Here is a 14,857-nt window from a genome sequence, read left to right on the forward strand (position 1 = left end):
GTGCCGGGTTGATGTGAACGGTGCGCGTCAGATTACCACTCGAAGATCTTCCAGGACGGAATCAGCATGTCCGGCTGGTCGGAACGAATGAAATTGCCATCAGAGCCATCGGCGCGTACCAGGAAATAAGGCTTGCCGTTTTTCGGCGTGATCTTGATCGCATACAGGAACCCGTTCTGCCGGTACTCCTGGATGGTTTTGTCGCCTTCCGTGCGAATGGTCACCTCGGGATCGGCCGAGGGGGCGTCTTCCGCCGCCAGGGTGACGACAGGCATGGTGGCCAACAGACCGAGCAGTAACAGGCGATTGAGTGTACGCATGATAACCTTGTCCCTTTGTCGTCAATGATTCTGGCTATTCTAGCGCCGGACCCGTCGAAAAGGTTGATTCTGCTCATGAGCCAAGCGCCCCTCGTCCTGGTGGACGGTTCCTCCTACCTGTACCGCGCCTTCCACGCGCTGCCGCCGTTGACTACCTCCAAGGGCATGCCGACCGGCGCGGTGAAGGGGGTGCTGAACATGCTCAAGAGCCTGCGCAAGCAATACCCCGACAGCCTGTTCGCGGTGGTGTTCGATGCCAAGGGTGGCACCTTCCGCGATGCCATGTTCGCTGAATACAAGGCAAACCGCCCGAGCATGCCTGACGACCTGCGGGTACAGATCGAGCCGCTGCACGCCAGCGTCAAGGCGCTGGGCTACCCGCTGCTGTGCGTCGAGGGGGTCGAGGCCGACGACGTGATCGGCACCCTGGCGCGCAGCAGCGCCGCGTTGGACCGCCCGGTGATCATCTCGACCGGTGACAAGGACATGGCGCAGCTGGTGGACGGGCACATTACCTTGGTCAACACCATGACCGGAAGCGTGCTGGACGTGGCTGGCGTGCACGAGAAATTTGGCGTCGGCCCGGAACATATCATCGACTTTTTGGCGCTGATGGGCGACAAGGTCGACAACATCCCCGGTGTGCCGGGCGTGGGCGAAAAAACCGCGGTGGGCCTGCTGACCGGTATCGGCGGCGGTCTCAGCGACCTGTACGCTAACCTGGACAAGGTCCCGACGCTGGCCATTCGCGGCGCCAAGACCCTGCCGGCCAAGCTGGAAGAGCACCGCGACGCGGCGTTCCTGTCCTATGAGCTGGCTACCATCAAGGTCGATGTGCCGCTGGATATCGAAGTAGATGCCCTGGTGTGCGGCGAACCTGATCGCGACGCGTTGCTGGCGCTGTACACCGAGATGGAATTCAAGAGCTGGATCGCCGAGGTGCAGCGTGACGCTGCCAAGGCCGGTGACGAAATCGCGCCGGTCGCGGAGCAGGTGGCCAAGGTCGAGCCCAGGTACGAAACCATTCTCGACCAGGCCCGTTTCGACTTCTGGCTGGAGAAGCTGCGCCAGGCGCCATTGTTCGCTTTCGACACCGAGACCACCGGCCTGGACGCTCAGCAGGCCCAGCTGGTCGGCCTGTCGTTCGCCGTTGAACCGCACGAAGCGGCCTATGTGCCGCTGGCCCACGACTATGAAGGCGCGCCGGCCCAGTTGGACCGCACTGCCGTGCTGCAGGCGCTGAAGCCACTGCTGGAAGACCCGGCCAAGGCCAAGGTCGGGCAGAACGCCAAGTACGATATCAACATCCTTGCCAATGGCTCGCCCGCTATCGAAATGCGCGGCGTTGCCTACGACACCATGCTCGAGTCGTACGTGCTGAACTCCACCGCCACCCGTCACGACATGGACAGCCTGGCGCAGAAGTACCTCGACCATACCACCATTGCCTTCGAGGATATCGCCGGCAAGGGCGCCAAGCAGCTGACCTTCAACCAGATCCACCTGGACAAGGCCGGCCCCTACGCTGCCGAAGATGCCGACATCACCCTGCGCCTGCACCAGGCGCTGCAGGCGCGCCTGGCACAGACGCCAAGCGTGCAGCCGGTGTTGATGGACATCGAGATGCCGTTGGTGCCGGTGCTGGCCAAGATCGAGCGCCAGGGGGCGCTGGTCGATGCCGCGTTGCTGCAGGTGCAGAGCGGTGAACTGGGGCTAAAGATGGCCGAACTCGAGCAGCGCGCCTATGAGCTGGCCGGTGAGGAGTTCAACCTCGGCTCGCCCAAGCAACTGGGCGCGATCCTCTACGACAAGCTGGGCATGCCGGTGCTGAGCAAGACCACCAAGGGCCAGCCATCCACGGCAGAAGCGGTGCTCGACGAACTGGCCGAGCAAGGTTACCCGCTGCCGGAGGTACTGATGCAGTACCGCAGCCTGAGCAAGCTCAAGAGCACCTACACCGACAAGCTGCCGGGGCAGATCAACCCGCGCACCGGGCGTATCCACACCTCATACCAGCAGGCGGTGGCGGCCACCGGTCGACTGTCGTCCAGCGACCCGAACCTGCAGAACATCCCGATCCGTACTGCCGAAGGCCGGCGCATCCGCCAGGCTTTCGTTGCCAGCCCGGGTTACAAGCTGCTGGCGGCGGACTACTCGCAGATCGAGTTGCGTATCATGGCCCACCTGGCCAAGGACGAAGGCTTGCTGCATGCCTTCCGCAACAACCTGGACGTGCACCGCGCCACGGCGGCGGAAGTATTCGGCGTAGCCCTGGAAGACGTCACCACCGATCAGCGCCGCAGTGCCAAGGCCATCAACTTCGGCCTGATCTACGGCATGAGCGCCTTTGGCCTGGCCAAGCAGATCGGCGTAGACCGCAAGCAGTCGCAGGATTACATCGACCGCTACTTCGCCCGCTACCCGGGCGTGTTGGCGTACATGGAGCGCACCCGCGCCCAGGCGGCGGAGCAAGGCTTTGTAGAAACCCTGTTCGGCCGCCGCCTGTACCTGCCGGATATCAATGCCAAGAACCCGGCCCTGCGCAGAGGCGCCGAGCGCACGGCGATCAACGCCCCGATGCAGGGTACTGCAGCCGACATCATCAAGCGGGCCATGGTCAATGTGGATAACTGGCTGAGCGAGAGCGGGCTGGATGCACGGGTGATCCTGCAGGTGCACGACGAACTGGTGCTGGAAGTGCGCGAGGACCTGGTGGAGCAGGTGAAAGATGAAATTCGCCAGCACATGAGCAAGGCCGCGCAACTGGATGTGCCGCTGCTGGTCGAGGCAGGAATTGGTGCGAATTGGGACGAAGCTCACTGATCGGGTGGGGAAAGCTGTGTAGGATCCGTGTCGTAGGGATGCGGATCTTGGCACTGCTCAGTGCCAGCGGTGCTGAGGTTTCATGAAACTATCGCAAATAGTTTTCAGGGCTCTGGAACTAAACCGGTGAAGCGGAACTCAGAGTAACTGAATGGCTGGTGAAGCCTTTCGATGCTCCTATGTTGTGTTAAGTGTTGGCAGATATCTGGACCCCGCCCTAGCGGTCCGGACTTGGACCCCGAACTTCCCCCTCCCCATACGAAGTCCGGGGTTTTTTTTGCCCGGAATTTGACCTGATGGCGCAGCTACCCCTGTAGGAACAGCCTTGTGCTGCGAAAGGGCCGGTACAGCCAACAGACCTATACAGCCTGTCATGGCCTCTTCGCAGCACAAGGCTGCTCCTACAACGAGCGGTGCGGGCCTCAGGCTACTGGCTTGTCTTCCAGCTCCATCCAGTCCGCCAGCACCCGGTACGCCTCTTCCACGCCCAGGCGCTTGGGCGCCGAGAACAGCTGGATGGTCACGCCATCGCCCCAACCCTTGCGGATTTCCGACTGCACCTTGAGCAGGGTGTTCTTGCCCGCGCCGTGGGTCAGCTTGTCGGCCTTGGTCAGCAGGATGTGCATCGGCATGCTGCTGGCCTTGGCCCAGTCGAGCATCATCTTGTCGAAGTCGGTCATCGGGTGGCGCACGTCCATCATCAGGATCACGCCACGCAGGCACTCCCGGCTGCCCAGGTAGGCTTCCAGGTGTTTCTGCCAGTGCTGCTTGAGCGGAATCGGGACTTTTGCATAACCGTAGCCTGGCAGGTCGACCAAACGCCGTTCATCGTCCAGACTGAAGAAATTCAACAGCTGGGTGCGCCCGGGGGTTTTCGAGGTGCGTGCCAGGCTGGCATGGGTCAGGGTGTTGAGGGCGCTGGATTTGCCGGCGTTGGAGCGGCCGGCGAAAGCCACCTCGTAACCCTGGTCGTCCGGGCATTGTTCGACCTTGGCAGCGCTGAGGGCGAATTTGGCTTTCTGGCAGAGGCCGAGGATGGGGTTCTTGACTTGCATGGGATATCCGATGTGGGTGTTGCCTGACTCAATAGGCCCGAGCCTGGCAAGCGGTGTCGTTTCCGTTTGGATGGCGGAAGTATATAATGCCCCAGTTTTTGTGTGCTCATTCTCCCGGCGAAGGAGAACGGGCATGGGGTGTCGAACAATAGCTCGCGCAACAGAACGCAGCGCGGCCCCCAACCCTGAAGGTCGTTCCGCATGGCGAAATGGCTGCTTGCTGTCGGTATGTTCCTGCCGTTTTTCAGCGCACAGGCTACACAGGATCCCGAGGTGTTGTACAACCGCACGTGTGCGGCCTGTCACACCGGGCAGTTGCCACAGGCACCCAGGCAGGGTGACCGGGCAGCATGGGAGCCAAGGCTGGCGCAAGGCATGGATGTACTGGTGAAGCACGTGACCCAGGGTTTCAAGGCTATGCCGCCGCGTGGATTGTGCATGGACTGCAGTGCCGAGGACTACCGTTTGGTCATCCTTTGGATGAGTGGCAGTCCCGATACATAACATTTCACCCTTAGCCGTGTTGGATTAGCTGATGAACAAACTAGTCGTGAGTCTGCTGTTGACCCTGGGTGTCGCAGGTGCGGCCACTGCTGCGCAACCCGTCAAAGGCGATGCCGCCGCCGGCCAGGCCAAGACGGCCGTCTGTGGCGCCTGCCACAACCCCGACGGCAACAGCCTGGCACCGAACTTCCCGAAACTGGCCGGCCAAGGCCAGCGCTACCTTGAAAAACAATTGCACGATATCAAGTCGGGCAAGCGTACCGTGCTGGAGATGACCGGCATGCTGGCCGCGTTCAGCGACCAGGACCTGGCCGATATCGCCGCCTACTTCTCCAGCCAGAAAGGCAGCGTGGGCGCCGCCGATCCCAAGCTGGTCGAACGTGGTCGGGCGCTGTTCAACGGTGGAGACCTGGAAAAAGGCATGCCTGCCTGCACCGGCTGCCACTCGCCGAACGGCGCGGGTATCGCCTTGGCCGGCTTCCCGCACCTGGGCGGGCAGCACGCGCAGTACGTGACCAAGCAGCTCACCGACTTCCGCGAAGGCAACCGCACCAACGATGGCGATGCCATGACCATGCGCACCATCGCTGGCAAGCTGAGCAACCACGACATAGAGGCGCTGGCCAGTTACATCCAGGGCCTGCACTGAGGCCATTACGGTCGGCGCATTAACCTTCAGTTAATGTTGTAGGCCAATGATGAAAGGGCGGCCGGACCGCCCTTTTTTTCGTTCGCAGCCGTTACACTACAGAACTCGGCCCGTTCCCGGCCTGTCTCAGTGCAGGTCGCGTCGTGGCGACCAATGACTGCCCAGGAGTAAAGCATGCGTAAACTGATTCTCAGCGCCGCGCTGGTCGCTGCCAGCGTATTCGGTATGACTGCCGTCCAGGCCGCCGAGCCTGTCGCTGGCAAGGAATACCTCGAGCTGAGCAACCCTGTTCCGGTTTCCGTACCTGGCAAGATCGAAGTGGTCGAGCTGTTCTGGTACGGCTGCCCCCACTGCTACCACTTCGAGCCGACCATCAACCCGTGGGTCGATAAACTGCCCAAGGACGTCAACTTCAAGCGCGTACCAGCCATGTTCGGTGGCGCATGGGACGCCCACGGCCAGATGTTCCTGACCCTCGAAGCCATGGGCGTCGAGCAGAAGGTGCACGCCGCAGTGTTCGATGCCATCCAGAACCAGCGCAAGCGCCTGACCGACCCGCAGGACATGGCCGACTTCCTTGCCACCCAAGGCGTGGACAAGGACAAGTTCCTCGCCACCTTCAATTCGTTCGCCATCAAGGGCCAGGTCAACCAGGCCAAGGAACTGGCGAAGAAGTACGAGATCACCGGCGTACCGAGCATGGTGGTCAACGGCAAGTACCGCTTCGACCTGGGTACCGCCGGCGGGCCGGAAGGCGTACTGAACGTTGCCGACCAGCTGATCGCCAAGGAGCGCGCCGCTAAGTAGGCGGCGTAACCCATGCGCCGCTTCAGAACCGCGCGTGGCATTGGCCTGCACCAGCCGCAGGTCAACGAGCATCACCTGCAGGCCCCTGGCCTGCCTGAGGATGGTCGCCTGCGGCTGCTCAGTTTCAACATCCAGGTGGGCATCAGCACCGAGCGCTACCGGCATTACGTGACCCGCAGCTGGCAGCACCTGCTGCCGCACAACGGGCGTGCCGGCAACCTGCAGAAGATTGGCCAACTGCTGGGCGACTTCGACCTGGTAGCCTTGCAGGAGGCCGATGGCGGCAGCCTGCGCTCGGGCTACGTCAACCAGGTCGAGCACCTTGCCCACCTGGGTGCCTTCCCCTACTGGTACCAGCAACTCAACCGCAACCTCGGGCGTTTTGCCCAGCACAGCAACGGGGTGCTCAGCCGCCTGAAGCCGCATCTGCTGGAGGATCACCCGTTGCCCGGCCCGGCTGGGCGTGGTGCGATCCTGGTGCGCTTTGGCGAGGGTGAAGATGCGCTGATCGTGGTGATGATGCACCTGGCCCTCGGCGCCAAGACCCGCACTCTGCAGCTGGGCTACATCCGCGAGCTGATTGGCGGCTATCGCCACCAGGTGCTAATGGGCGACATGAATACCCATGCAACCGACCTGCTGGAGCACTCGCCGTTGCGCGACCTGGGCCTGATAGCCCCGCAAGTCGAGGCCACTTTCCCCAGCTGGCGACCACAGCGTTGCCTGGACCATATCCTGCTCAGCCCAAGCCTCACGCTGGAGCGTGTCGAGGTGCTGGCGCAGCCAATTTCCGACCACCTTCCCGTTGCTGTAGAGATTCGATTGCCTGATGCATTGACTGTGGATACGCTGCCGGTCCTGAGCTAATTGCCATCACCGTTTGCGGACCCGGGCATGACTGAAGACGCTGAGCGCTGGAAAGAAAAATACCTGAAAAGCATCGAGCAGCAGGAAAAGCTCGAGCGCCGTTGGGACGCCCGTCTCGACCTGCTGCGTCGTGGTTTGGTACGCAGCACCCTGGCTGCCGAAGGCAGCGACAAGGTGGTGGACCAGTGCATGAAGGAAATGCGCGAGGTCATCCGCAGCGACAACATGGACGCCGGCCTTGCCGGGTTGATTCCTCGTCTTGAGAAGGCGGTACTGGACTCCGAACAGCGTCGGGAAGCCCGCATGAACCAGGTCAGCGATGCGCTGACAGCGCTGGTCAACCAGCTGCAAGGCCTGCCATTGCCGAACGATGTGTCGCGTCCGTTGAAAAAGCTGGCGAAGAAGCTCGATGGCGGAGTGGCCCAGTCACGCGACCTGCCACCGTTGCTGGGCGAGTTGAGCGGCTTGCAGGGCCGCGCGCTGTCAGCCTTGGGCAAATCGGCGGCGGAGGCCCGCCCCGGCTTCTTGCAGCGCTTGTTCGGCAGCCGCGAGGATGGTGTGCAAGGCGAGCCAGCGCTTGTGCCTCTGGCGCTGCCGGTTGCCGAGGCGCAGCCCTTGGCGGCACCTGCCGGTGTCGATGCCCCGCAGCCCGACGACATGGACGCGCTACAGCCGCTGCCAGCCTCCTCAGCTTCTGTTGTCGAAGCCCTCGTAATATCGGAGCCCGAGCTGGAGGCACCAGGCCCGGCGCTTATCGAAACGGCCGAACTGTCACCAGCCCCGCTGCCGCAGCCGCTCCCGGACGATGTACCGGCAGCGGTAGCTATCGCCAGCGAGCCGCCGGTTGAAGCAGGACCGGCGCAAACACTCGAAGAAACCTTTGGCGAAGATGGCCCCTACGCCCTGCCCTACGCGGTGGAGCCGCCCTACAGCCAGGTTGCCGAGCACATCGAGCACACTCTGATCGGCTTGCTCGATGACCTCAGCCTGCCAGAGCGACACAAGGCCCAGGCGCTAGAGATGCGTGAACGCGTCGCCCGCGGCTTGAACTGGTATGAGCTGATACCGGTGCTGGATGACCTGGCTGTGCTCATGCTGGCGATCACCGACAGCGGCCAGCACGAATTCGAAACCTACCTGCAGCAGCTCAACGAACGCCTGGAAGGTTTCCAGAGCCACCTGCACGAGGCTAGCGCCGGCCATGCCGACAACAGCTCGGCCGCTCGCGAGCTGGATACCCAGCTGCGTGAGCACGTCGATGGGTTGCAGAGCAGTGTGCAAGGTGCCGCCGACGTCGACAGCCTCAAGCACATTCTGGAAAACCGCCTGGAAGGTCTGTTGGTGACTATGGATGAGCACAAGCATGAGCGTGATCGCCGCGAACAGGAGCTGGCTGGTCGCCTGCAAGGGCTGTCGGAGCGGGTGGCGAACATGGAGCAAGAGGCGCTCGGCTACCGTGAGCACTTGGAAGAGCAGCGCCAGAAGGCCTTGCTCGATCCCCTAACCGGCCTGCCCAACCGTGCGGCCTGGAGCGAGCGGGTCGAGCGCGAAATGCTCGAATGGCAGGCACACGGCGGCCATCTGGCGATGGCGATCCTCGACCTGGACCATTTCAAGCGTATCAACGATAGCTATGGGCACCTGGCTGGGGACAAGGTCTTGAAGATCGTCGCCGACCAGTTGCGCAAGCGCCTGCGCAGCCATGACTTCATCGCCCGGTTTGGCGGCGAGGAGTTTGTCCTGCTGCTGCCGCAAACCTCGCCGGCTGCCGCTGCCCAGATAGCCGAGATGCTGAGGGCCACGGTCGAGGCGTGCCCGTTCCACTTCAAGGGCGAACGGGTGGTGATCACCACGTCCATCGGCCTGGGTGCATTCCGTCCCGGCGAGCGCGGCGATCAGGTGCTCAAGCGCGCCGATGCGGCGCTTTACCGGGCCAAGGAATCGGGACGCAACCGTGTCGAGCTGGCATAGCCGGTAGCTGCTGACTCGCGGCAAGCACGGCCCTTGGGGAGCACGTTATACTGTAGCGCTCATACGCTGAGGCCACTGACGTGCTTTCCACGCTTAAAAAAACCCTGATTTCCTTCCTGCTGTTGTCTGTCGCCGGTTGCTCGACCGGCCTGCGCATCGACCGTAGCCACCCTTCGATCAACCAGGACAACCGCATCCAGTTCGTTGTCCTGCACTACACCAATGCTTCGCTGGAGCGTTCCCTGGCGTTGCTGACCCATGGGGAAGTCAGCAGCCACTATCTGATTGGTGACGGCCCGGCGACGGTGTACCAGCTGGTGGATGAAAGCCGCCGCGCCTGGCATGCCGGTGATAGCCAGTGGCAGGGGCGGACCTGGCTGAACTCCTCGTCCATCGGTATCGAAATCGTCAACCCGGGCTTCACCGACACGCCGAATGGGCGGGTCTGGCACCCTTACAGCGAAGCGCAGGTCCAGTCGCTGATCGCGCTGCTCAAGGACATCGTCAAGCGTAACAACATCGAGCCACGGCACATCATTGGCCACAGCGATATCGCGCCGCTGCGCAAGCTTGACCCGGGGCCGCTATTTCCGTGGAAACGCCTGGCCGACGCCGGATTGGGTGTCTGGCCGGATGCAACTGCCGTGGCACGGCAGCAAGCCTATTTCAGCGTCAACCCGCCGAGCGTTGGCTGGTACCAGCAGGAGCTGGCGCGGTTTGGCTATGCGATCGAGCAGACTGGGGTACTTGATGTTGCCACCCGCCATGTGATCGCCGCCTTCCAGATGCGTTTCCGCCCGCAGCGCTTCGATGGCATGCCGGATGCGCAGACGGCGGCGATGCTGCAGGTGCTCAACCGGATGCGTTGATCTGCCAAGGTGAGACGGGCTCTTGTTTAGGAGCGGCCTTCGGCGCTTGTAGCGAAGCGCCAAACGGCAAAGGTGATTCCTGATTCAGTTGCTATAACCTAGTAATCAACTGGATGCCCTCGATGTCAGCCCTCATCGCCTTGCTGCGCCAAATTTTTTACCGTCCCTGGATGCTGGCCACGTTGGCAGCACTGGCCAGCGCGGCACTGTTGCTTTCTGCAAGCATCGGCATTGCCCTGCAACAGATGAAGCAAAGCGAGAGTGCACAGATGAACGCCCAGGGCGAACGCTTTCTGGAGCGCCTCGAGCAGGTGTTCGGCCAGTTGCGCGAAGGGGTCGACCTGCTGCAGGCGCAACCCTTGCGCGGCTGCAGCCCGGCGATGCTGACGGCATTGCAGCAGGTAGGCCTGAGTTCCCGCTTCATTTATGAAGCGGCGTACGTGGATGGAGATGTGGCCTGCTCAAACCGCGGTGATGAGCGGGCGTTCGAACCCCTGCGCGCCCCCGACATTCAAGGGCCGACCTACAGCTACTGGCTGAATACCACGACCGAGCCGAACGAGAACCTGGCCGCGCTGATGCTTGGGAGGGGCAAGTTCGTGGTATCCACCTCTCGTGGGCACCTGACCGATGTGGTCGACTTGCCCCCGGGCGGCAGCCTGGTGGTGGTGTTGGACAACGGTGCCCGGGCCATCCCCGTGCTGGGCCCACCGCAGGTATGGCCGCCTCCTTCGGCCTGGTCAACCAGCCACAAGTCGCTGCTTGAACTCAGCGATCGACTGATCTACCGAATGCCGACCAAGTCACCGGACTACCAGTTGGTGCTGATCGCCCCGCGGGCGAGCCTGCCGTTGAGGATGAACGGCATGCTCTGGCTTCTGTTCCCCGGCAGTGTACTGGCGGCCTGTTGCATCGGCTGGCTGGTACTGCAACTGATCCTGCAGCGGCGGTCGATGAGCTCGGAATTGCAGAATGCTTTGCGTCGCGGCGAACTGCAGGTGCTCTACCAGCCGATCTTCGAGCTCGACAGCCGACGCTGTGTCGGGGCCGAGGCTCTGGTGCGCTGGCGCCGCCCGGACGGTACCCTGACCAGCCCGGACCTGTTCATCCCTTTGGCGGAAAACACCGGGCAGATTCGCCAGATCACGGACTTTGTCCTGCAGCGTGTGCTGGAACAGCTAGGGCAGCTACTGCGCTCGCACCCCAACTTGTACATTTCGGTGAATCTGGCGGCCTGTGATGTGATGGTGCCGCGCATCGGGCGGGTGGCGGCACGCTTGCTGGCCTTGCACCGTGTGTCGGCCAGCCAGATCGCCTTCGAGGTGACCGAGCGCGGCCTGATCGATGTGGTTGTGGCCCGCGACAACCTCCAGGCGCTGCGCGCAGTGGGGCATCAAGTGCTGATCGACGATTTTGGGACTGGCTATTGCAGCCTGGCGTACCTGCAAACCCTGCCAGTGGACTGCCTGAAGATCGACAAGGCGTTTATCGATGCCTTGGGGCACGACGCCGCCAGTAGCGGTGTTGCCCCGCATATCATTCGCATGGCTCACGACCTGCACCTGCGGGTGATTGCCGAAGGAATCGAGTGTGAAGACCAAGCGGTGCTGCTGAACAGCGAAGGGGTCAATTATGGCCAGGGCTGGCTTTTTGCCCGGCCACTGAATGCCCGGCAGTTTGCCGAACTGGTGACTCGAGGTCGGCTGCCGCGGCGGGTTGAGCATTGACTGATCCGGCACCGAAGATGGGGCCGGGGGCAGGGTACATTCAGACCGGTAGTGCCATGTAGAACTGGGTCCCCTGCCCCGGTCGGGAAAACACGCCCATGCGCCCGCCATGCAGCTGCACGATCTCTTTGCACAGCGCCAACCCCAGCCCCGCGCCGCCTTTCTTGCGCCCTACCTGCACGAAGGGCTCGAAGATGCGCCCCTGTTGCCCATAGGCAATGCCTTCGCCGTTATCCTCGACACTGATGATGACCCGCTCCGCATGCCGTCGTGCATGCAGGCGGATACGACCGCCGCTGGCGGTATGGCGGATGGCATTGTGCAACAGGTTGTCCAGCACCCGGTCGAGTTGGGCGACATCGGCCTGGATACGCGGTAGCGGCGGTTCCAGCTCCGTGATCAACTCGATCTGCTTGTTCGCCGCTGGCTCGGCAAAGCGATGTTGTGCACGTTCCAGCAGTTCGTCTATGGCGCAGGGAGCCAGCTCGAGCTTCTGCATCCCGCTCTGGTAGCGGCTGAAGTTGAGCAGGTCGTTGATCAACTGGGTCAGGCGCTGCATTTCCTCGCCGATGGTCTCCAGCAGGTCATGCTCGCGCGCCTCTGGCGGGAACTTGAGCCGCTCGCGCAACAGACCGAAGGCCATGTGCATGCCAGTCACCGGGGTGCGCAACTCGTGGGAAGCGCGCAGCACGAACTCGCTGCGCACGCGTTCGAAGGCGCGCTGCTCGGTTACATCATGCAGCACCATCACTGCGCCAAGTATCGGCCCTTGCGGGTGGCTGACCGGGGTCAGGCTGTAGGCGAGCAGGCGCGTTTCGTCATCGACGTCCATGTTCAGGTCGTCTGGCTGGCGGTCGAGGTTGCCGCCGCGCAGTACCTGCCGTAGCTGCTGTTCCAGTTCCGGGCGCTGCAGGGCTTCGGCCAGGCTGCTGCCGGCGCGGCTGTCGGTCCAGCCCAGCTGGCGCTGCGCCACCGGGTTGAGGTGTTCCAGGCGGCCCTGGCGATCAATGATCAGCAGGCCATCGTCGATGCTGTCCAGCACGGCCTGCAAGCGTTGCTGGCCAGCCAGCAGTTCATCGACGTTGGTGGCCTGGTGCTTGCGCAAGGCATCGGCCATCAGGCCGAAGCGGCGGGTGAGCTGGTTCAGTTCGGTGGCCTGTGTGACCGGCAGGGTGACGTCGAAATCGCCCTTGCCGAGTTGGTCGGCCGCTTTAGCCAATGCTTCGATCGGCTGACCGAAGCGCCGGGCGATGTTGTGCGCAGTGATGAAGCCCAGTACCAGTACCACCAAACCCATCAGGCCGAGTACGCCGCTGACCAGGAGGGCGTGGGCGCGGGTGTGTTCCTCGCTGCGGGTGATGTGCTCCAAGGCCTGCTTGTGGGAATCGATCAGATCGGTGCGGACCTGGTTGAACGCGGCCCCGAGTGGTTGGTCAACGCCCATGCTGCGGGAGGGCGCCGGGCTGTCGCGGTAGGCCTGGAGGAAGGCCTGGTAATTGCTGCTGGCCTTGCTGAAGCCGGTGCGCTCGCCACCTTGGTCCAGGCCTTGGTTCAGCAGGGTCTGGAAGTTGTCTTGCAGCAGCCGCAGGTTTTCCGGGGCGGTCTCGTCATCGAGGATCAGAGTCAACTGTTCGCCAAGGTTCTGGCGCAGCTTCAGCCCTATTTCCAAGGTGTGGGTAGTATCGCGCACCAGTCGCTGCTGCACCGTGGCCATTTGCAGCACGCTGACCAGGCCCAGCAGCAGCCCGAGCAGGGCCACGGTGACCAGCGCCGAAATGCTGAGGAAAAGCCGCGTGCGCAGCTTCATGGGCGGCCATTTCATAGGTTGTACTGCTTGCGCTTGCGGTACAGGGTGGATGCATCGATCCCCAGGGTCTTGGCGGCCTGGTCAAGGGTGTCACTGGCGGCCAGCACCGCGCCAATGTGGGCGCGCTCCAGCTCATCAAGGCTCAGCGCGGCGCCTATGCGAGGGGCGTTACCAGCAGGCTGCTCGCCCATGCCCAGGTGGCTGATTTCCACGCGTTCCTGCGGGCAGATGATACTGGCCCGCTCCACCACGTTACGCAGTTCGCGAATGTTGCCGGGCCAGCGGTAGTTGAGCAGGGCTGTGCGGGCTTCATCACTGAAGCCGCGCGCAGGCCGAGAGTATTCCTTGACGAAGCGGGCGAGAAAGCGGTCGGCCAAGGTCAGGATGTCTTCACTGCGCTCGCGCAGCGGCGGCAGGTGCAAAGTGATGACGTTCAGGCGATACAGCAGGTCTTCGCGGAAACGGCTCTCACGCACCATCTCTTCGAGGTTGAGGTTGGTGGCGGCGAGGATACGCACATCGGCGCGACGGGTGACCGGGTCGCCGACGCGCTCGTATTCCTTGTCCTGGATGAAACGCAGCAGTTTGGGCTGCAAGGTCAGCGGGAAATCGCCGATCTCGTCGAGGAACAGCGTGCCCCCATCTGCCTGGTTGACTCGCCCCAGGGTGCTTTCGCTGGCGCCGGTGAAGGCGCCGCGGGTGTGGCCGAACAACTCGCTTTCCATCAGCTCGGCGTTCAGTGACGGGCAGTTGATGGTCACGCAGGATTTGCGCGCGCGCTTGCTCCAGCCGTGGATGGCCCGGGCCAGTTCACCTTTACCTGTGCCCGACTCGCCAAGGATGAGGATGTTGGCGTCGGTGGTAGCGACCTGGCGGGCGGTTTCCAGTACCGCCATCATGGCCGGGCTGTGCGAGTCGAGGCCGTCCTTGGGTTTGCGCACTTCACCTTCCAGGGCCTCCAGTCGCGCGGAAAGCTGGCGCACTTCCAACTGTTTGGCGGTAGCCAGGCGCAGCTGGTCGGGGCTGCACGGCTTTACCAGGTAATCGGCGGCGCCGGCCTGGATCGCGTCTACCGCCGTATCGATCGCTGAGTGCGCGGTGACGATCACCACCCGCATCCAGGGGGCCTGGATACGCATCTGCGCCAGCACATCGAGGCCGTTGTCCTCGCCCAGGCGCAAATCGAGGAAGCACAGGTCGAATACTTGGCGCTGCAGCAAGGCTTCGGCCTGGGCGGCGCTGTTGGCCGTTGCCACATTGTAGCCCTCGTCCTCCAGGCAGTAGCGGAAGGTGCGCAGGATCGCGGACTCGTCATCCACCAGCAGAATGCGGCCTTGGTTGTCCTGGGCTGACTCCATGTGCTGCGCTCCTTTAGGAAAGATCTTCATTTAGTGTGGGAAAAATCGGGCAAGTTGCATGGTCCATTGTGAAGGAACCTGTCCTTTGCATGCTAGCCAC

General features: G+C 62.8%; 11 protein-coding genes and 1 pseudogene. 8 read left to right on the forward strand and 4 right to left on the reverse strand.

The features are described from left to right. Nucleotides 1-32: 32 nt before the first annotated feature. Nucleotides 33-320, reverse strand: coding sequence for a DUF2782 domain-containing protein (locus ACK56M_RS00735; protein ID WP_015268476.1), 288 nt, complete (start codon nucleotides 318-320; stop codon nucleotides 33-35). A 75-nt stretch (nucleotides 321-395) separates the two neighbouring features. Between ACK56M_RS00735 and polA the strand changes: the two genes are divergently transcribed. Beyond that, entirely contained in the window at nucleotides 396-3,143 is a 2,748-nt protein-coding gene (gene polA / locus ACK56M_RS00740; protein WP_054572509.1) for a DNA polymerase I, read from the forward strand. Between the two features lie 422 nt (nucleotides 3,144-3,565). Here polA and yihA read toward each other — a convergent pair whose 3' ends face one another. Further along, a complete protein-coding gene (gene yihA / locus ACK56M_RS00745; RefSeq protein WP_015268478.1) occupies nucleotides 3,566-4,198 on the reverse strand; it encodes a ribosome biogenesis GTP-binding protein YihA/YsxC in 633 nt (210 codons plus the stop codon). 201 nt (nucleotides 4,199-4,399) lie between these two features. On the opposite strand from yihA, the gene ACK56M_RS00750 reads away from it, so the two are divergent. The 7 genes and pseudogenes from ACK56M_RS00750 (at nucleotide 4,400) to ACK56M_RS00780 (ending at nucleotide 11,592) form a co-directional block, all read left to right on the forward strand. After that, on the forward strand, nucleotides 4,400-4,702 hold the full coding sequence (locus ACK56M_RS00750; protein ID WP_015268479.1) for a c-type cytochrome: 303 nt from the start codon (nucleotides 4,400-4,402) through the stop codon (nucleotides 4,700-4,702). A 31-nt stretch (nucleotides 4,703-4,733) separates the two neighbouring features. Beyond that, complete coding sequence (locus ACK56M_RS00755; protein ID WP_003256951.1) at nucleotides 4,734-5,351, forward strand: c-type cytochrome; 618 nt, start codon at nucleotides 4,734-4,736, stop codon at nucleotides 5,349-5,351. Nucleotides 5,352-5,525: 174 nt separating this feature from the next. Beyond that, complete coding sequence (dsbA, locus tag ACK56M_RS00760) at nucleotides 5,526-6,158, forward strand: thiol:disulfide interchange protein DsbA (RefSeq protein ID WP_003256950.1); 633 nt, start codon at nucleotides 5,526-5,528, stop codon at nucleotides 6,156-6,158. 34 nt (nucleotides 6,159-6,192) lie between these two features. After that, nucleotides 6,193-7,025 (forward strand): annotated as a pseudogene (locus ACK56M_RS00765) (endonuclease/exonuclease/phosphatase family protein). A 27-nt stretch (nucleotides 7,026-7,052) separates the two neighbouring features. Continuing rightward, the gene (locus ACK56M_RS00770; RefSeq protein ID WP_015268482.1) at nucleotides 7,053-8,996 is read left to right on the forward strand and encodes a GGDEF domain-containing protein; all 1,944 of its coding nucleotides are present in this window, start codon (nucleotides 7,053-7,055) and stop codon (nucleotides 8,994-8,996) included. Between the two features lie 80 nt (nucleotides 8,997-9,076). After that, nucleotides 9,077-9,865, forward strand: coding sequence for an N-acetylmuramoyl-L-alanine amidase (locus tag ACK56M_RS00775; protein WP_013970322.1), 789 nt, complete (start codon nucleotides 9,077-9,079; stop codon nucleotides 9,863-9,865). 122 nt (nucleotides 9,866-9,987) lie between these two features. Next, complete coding sequence (locus ACK56M_RS00780; RefSeq protein WP_015268483.1) at nucleotides 9,988-11,592, forward strand: EAL domain-containing protein; 1,605 nt, start codon at nucleotides 9,988-9,990, stop codon at nucleotides 11,590-11,592. A 40-nt stretch (nucleotides 11,593-11,632) separates the two neighbouring features. On the opposite strand, the gene ACK56M_RS00785 is transcribed toward ACK56M_RS00780, so the two are convergent. Next, nucleotides 11,633-13,414, reverse strand: coding sequence for a KinB sensor domain-containing domain (locus ACK56M_RS00785; protein ID WP_015268484.1), 1,782 nt, complete (start codon nucleotides 13,412-13,414; stop codon nucleotides 11,633-11,635). Continuing rightward, nucleotides 13,411-14,757 (reverse strand): sigma-54-dependent response regulator transcription factor AlgB, encoded by a 1,347-nt coding sequence (gene algB, locus ACK56M_RS00790; protein WP_015268485.1) that lies wholly within the window; start codon nucleotides 14,755-14,757, stop codon nucleotides 13,411-13,413. Before algB ends, ACK56M_RS00785 begins: the two co-directional genes overlap by 4 nt. Nucleotides 14,758-14,857 lie beyond the last annotated feature (100 nt).

Origin of the sequence: Pseudomonas sp. s4, from assembly GCF_046764235.1 — a bacterium.
In the GTDB taxonomy this organism is placed as follows: Bacteria; Pseudomonadota; Gammaproteobacteria; order Pseudomonadales; family Pseudomonadaceae; genus Aquipseudomonas; species Aquipseudomonas asiatica.

Coding starts and splice junctions, on each gene's coding strand:
- dsbA (WP_003256950.1), top strand. CDS start 5,526: ATGCGTAAACTGATTCTCAGCGCCGCGCTGGTCGCTGCCAGCGTATTC.
- ACK56M_RS00780 (WP_015268483.1), top strand. CDS start 9,988: ATGTCAGCCCTCATCGCCTTGCTGCGCCAAATTTTTTACCGTCCCTGG.
- ACK56M_RS00750 (WP_015268479.1), top strand. CDS start 4,400: ATGGCGAAATGGCTGCTTGCTGTCGGTATGTTCCTGCCGTTTTTCAGC.
- yihA (WP_015268478.1), bottom strand. CDS start 4,198: ATGCAAGTCAAGAACCCCATCCTCGGCCTCTGCCAGAAAGCCAAATTC.
- polA (WP_054572509.1), top strand. CDS start 396: ATGAGCCAAGCGCCCCTCGTCCTGGTGGACGGTTCCTCCTACCTGTAC.
- algB (WP_015268485.1), bottom strand. CDS start 14,757: ATGGAGTCAGCCCAGGACAACCAAGGCCGCATTCTGCTGGTGGATGAC.
- ACK56M_RS00770 (WP_015268482.1), top strand. CDS start 7,053: ATGACTGAAGACGCTGAGCGCTGGAAAGAAAAATACCTGAAAAGCATC.
- ACK56M_RS00735 (WP_015268476.1), bottom strand. CDS start 320: ATGCGTACACTCAATCGCCTGTTACTGCTCGGTCTGTTGGCCACCATG.
- ACK56M_RS00755 (WP_003256951.1), top strand. CDS start 4,734: ATGAACAAACTAGTCGTGAGTCTGCTGTTGACCCTGGGTGTCGCAGGT.
- ACK56M_RS00785 (WP_015268484.1), bottom strand. CDS start 13,414: ATGAAATGGCCGCCCATGAAGCTGCGCACGCGGCTTTTCCTCAGCATT.